Annotated in this window: 4 protein-coding genes; 3 read left to right on the plus strand and 1 reads right to left on the minus strand. The window is 69.2% G+C overall.

The window, feature by feature from the left end; all coding sequences use genetic code 11:
* Positions 1-290: 290 nt before the first annotated feature.
* Positions 291-932: a TetR/AcrR family transcriptional regulator gene (locus JZ792_RS40835; RefSeq protein ID WP_216918307.1), complete on the minus strand. Its 642-nt coding sequence runs from the start codon at positions 930-932 to the stop codon at positions 291-293.
* Between the two features lie 79 nt (positions 933-1,011).
* Between JZ792_RS40835 and JZ792_RS40840 the strand changes: the two genes are divergently transcribed.
* The 3 genes from JZ792_RS40840 to JZ792_RS40850 all read left to right on the plus strand — a co-directional run.
* Positions 1,012-2,037 (plus strand): GlxA family transcriptional regulator, encoded by a 1,026-nt coding sequence (locus JZ792_RS40840; RefSeq protein WP_216918309.1) that lies wholly within the window; start codon positions 1,012-1,014, stop codon positions 2,035-2,037.
* 106 nt (positions 2,038-2,143) lie between these two features.
* Positions 2,144-2,863 (plus strand): alpha/beta fold hydrolase, encoded by a 720-nt coding sequence (locus tag JZ792_RS40845; protein ID WP_216918311.1) that lies wholly within the window; start codon positions 2,144-2,146, stop codon positions 2,861-2,863.
* A gap of 105 nt (positions 2,864-2,968) precedes the next feature.
* A partial coding sequence (locus JZ792_RS40850) for an LLM class flavin-dependent oxidoreductase (RefSeq protein WP_216918312.1) occupies positions 2,969-3,611 on the plus strand: 643 nt, incomplete at its 3' end.

Below are 3,611 nucleotides of genomic sequence, written 5' to 3' on the forward strand. Positions count from 1 at the left end.
CCCGCACCCGCACCCGCACCCGACGGTTCCACACCCCTGCCCGACCCCGGTGGGCAGCCGGGCGTCACCGGACCGATTCCGGAGGATCACGGGCAGACGCCGCCTGCCGAGTCCACCAGCAATCAACCGGGCGTCATGCCCACCGAACCTGGAAGATAGTCGCCGCCCACATCATGCGGCGGTGAACGTGGAACGCGGCTGCCGTCGTGGTCAGCGCACCGACGGTGTCATCTCCCGCTCACCGGTCGGCGACGATTTCGAGAGTCCCGCCACTCGGCGTAGGCCGGTGTTCACGGACACGACGACCGTCGACCGCGCGGCCCCGGGAGCCCATCCGCCTCGGACAGATCCCCCGGGAGTACCCGGCTCGCCACGTCGGCGATATCGCTCAGTCGCTGCCGCGGTGTGCCGGAACGGCTGGAGTGGATCAGGCCCTGAGCGACCAGGACGACGGTGGCGCTGTGCACGGCCACGGCCTGCGTGTCGAAGGAATCATCGACTCCGACAAGGACTTCGAGCCGGGCGGCGACGCTGCGTTCCATGGCGGCCGTGGTCCGCGCGCCGATGGTGACGACTTCGGGGATCCGGTTGCTCAGTTGGGCGATGCTGTTGAGCATGAGGCAGCCGCGGCGATCGGGGCGGGCGGCGCAATCGTCGATGACCGCCTCGAAGAGTTCGCGGACGGCCGCGCGCGCGGAACCGGGCGCGGCGGAGACGACGTCGTGGACGAATCGGGCGCGACCGTCGCAGTAGCGCTCGAAGGCCGCGAGGAAGAGTCCGCGTTTGCTGCCGTAGGCGGCGTAGATACTGCCGTTGCCGACGCCGGTGGCGCGCGAGACGTCTTCGACCGAGGTGTCGAAACCCCGGGACCAGAACAATTCGGTGGCGGCGTCGAGCAGGATCGACTCGTCGAATTGTCGAGGCCGTCCCATTCGCTCACCGTACCAATCCACCTGCGAGATCGACCACACTCCTTGTTCTGGAGTGGTGCCTCCACAATACTTGGTCGCCATGGCCTCCCACTTCACCGCGCCGCATCGCCGACGTGTCGGCATCCTGGTGTTCGACGGTGTCAAGATGCTCGATTTCGCCGGACCCGCGGAGGTTTTCGTCGAGGCCAACCAGACGGTGCCCGACTACGAGGTCGTCCTGCTCTCCGTCGACGGCCGCAGTGTGCAGACCTCCATCGGCGCGCGCATCGAGGTGGGCGGGAAGGCCACGGAGGCCGAGGGCTTCGACACCGTCGTCATTCCCGGCAGCGAACTGCCGCCGTCGTCGTTCGTGACCCCCGAGGTGATCGCGGCGGCCAGGCACCTGTCCTGGCACACCCGCAGGCTGGCCTCCATCTGTAGCGGCGCGTTCGTGCTGGCCGAACTCGGCGTCTTCGACGGCCGCCGCGCCACCACGCACTGGAAGTTCGCCGCCGACCTGGCGCGCCGCTATCCCGCGATCGCCGTGGATCCGGACGCGATCTTCGTCCGCGACGGGAATCTGTACAGCTCGGCCGGTGTCGCGGCCGGTGTCGATCTCGCCCTCGCGCTGGTCGAGGAGGATCACGGCGCGGATGTGGCCCGCCGTGTCGCGCAGGCGCTGGTGGTCTACATGCAGCGCGCGGGCGGGCAGTCCCAGTTCTCGGCGTCGCTGAGCGGTCCGGCGCCGCGCAGCCCGCTGCTGCGGTCGGTGGTCGACCTGATCTGCGCGGATCCGGCCTACCCGCATACCGTGCAGACCCTCGCCACCCACGCCAGGGTCAGCGTCCGGCACCTGACCCGCCTGTTCCGGGCGGAGCTGGAACATTCCCCCGCCGAGTACGTCGCCTTCATCCGCTTCGGTGTCGCCAGGGATATGTTGCACGCCGGGCACAATGTCACCGAGGCCGCGATGGCCGCCGGGTACGGCAGCAGCGAGGCCTTGCGACGCGCGTTCGTGGCCCGGCTCGGCATCTCCCCGCGCAAGTACCAGCAGCGGTTCCGATCCACCCGATCGACGGCGGTTTCCGAGCCCGCCTTCGCGCAACCGATGACGGCGGTGTCCTGATCGGGGGCTTTCGAGGCCGGTGACGGGGGGCGCGACGCGACGGTCGCGGCGCAAGCTGAACGCGCAGCCGTCCGCACCGCTGCGAGCGATCGAGAAAGGGAACCCCATGTCGTTTTCATCGACCACCATCGTTCTCGTCCACGGCGCCTTCGCCGACGCCTCCAGTTGGCAGCCCGTCACCGAACTCCTGCTCGCCGAGGGTCACCGTGTCCTCGCCCCGCCGGTCTTCAACCGCAGCCTGGCCGAGGACGCCGCCTATATCCGGTCCTTCGTCGAACAGATCGACGGACCGGTCCTGCTGGCCGGACATTCCTACGGCGGCGCGGTCATCACCGTCGCCGGAGTCGCCGAGAACGTGGCCGGACTGGTGTACGTGTCGGGTTACGCACTCGAGGAGGGTGAGAGCCTGGGGCAGCTCCAGGGCGGTTTCCCCGACTCCGATCTGGCCGCCCATCTCGTCTACGCGCCGTACCCGGTCGCGGGCGGCGAACCGGGCACCGACGTGTCCGTCGCGATCGACGCCTTCCCCGAGGTGTTCGCGGCCGGGCTCGACCCGGACAAGGCCCGCGCGCTGGCGGTCTCGCAGCGGCCGCTGTCGGCGATCGCGTTCAGCGAGCCCGCCACCGCGGCGGCGTGGAAGACCACACCGGGCTGGGGCATCGTCTCGAGTGCCGATCGCACCATCAATCCCGAGGTCGAGCGGTTCGGATACAAGCGCGCCGGGCTGCGATCGGTCGTGGAGATCGACGCGCCGCACCTGGTGATGCAGACCCACCCGGCAGAGGTCGCCGCCGTCATCACCGATGCCGTCGCCGAACTGGGCTGATCGGGTTCGCCGTCGGCAGCTCTCGCGGCCCCGGGCCTTGACTTGGAGTGCACTCCAGGTCATAGCGTAGTCAGCGGAGTTGTCGACAGCGAAGGAGATCATCCGATGGAACTCGGCATTCACGTCCCCATCTTCGATATCGACGGCGGCACCGCCGCCATCGCGGGCGAACTGGCCAGGGTCGGCGTCGCGGCGGAAGCTGCGGGAGCGACCTGGCTGTCGTTCATGGACCATTTCTTCCAGATCGAGCCGACCGGACTTCCGGCCGAGGCCAACATGCTCGAGGGCTACACCGCCCTCGGCTTCCTGGCCGCGCACACCTCGACCATCGAACTCGGACTGCTCGTCACCGGGGTCACCTACCGCCATCCCGGACTGCTCGCGAAAACCGTCACCACGCTCGACGTGCTCTCCGGCGGGCGGGCCGCCCTCGGCATCGGCGCGGCGTGGTTCGAACGCGAACACCTGGGGCTCGGCGTGCCGTATCCGCCGATCTCCGAACGATTCGAGCGTCTGGAGGAGGCGCTGCGCATCTGCGCGCAGATGTGGGATCCGCAGAACAACGGACCGTTCGAGGGCACGCACTATCAACTGGCCGAAACCCTGTGCGCGCCACAGCCGTTGCACCGCCCTACGGTGCTCGCTGAGCGGTCCGGCGCCGCGCAGCCCGCTGCTGCGGTCGGTGGTCGACCTGATCTGCGCGGATCCGGCCTACCCGCATACCGTGCAGACCCTCGCCACCCACGCC

The sequence above is a fragment of the Nocardia noduli genome (assembly GCF_019038455.1).
Taxonomy (GTDB): domain Bacteria; phylum Actinomycetota; class Actinomycetes; order Mycobacteriales; family Mycobacteriaceae; genus Nocardia; species Nocardia noduli.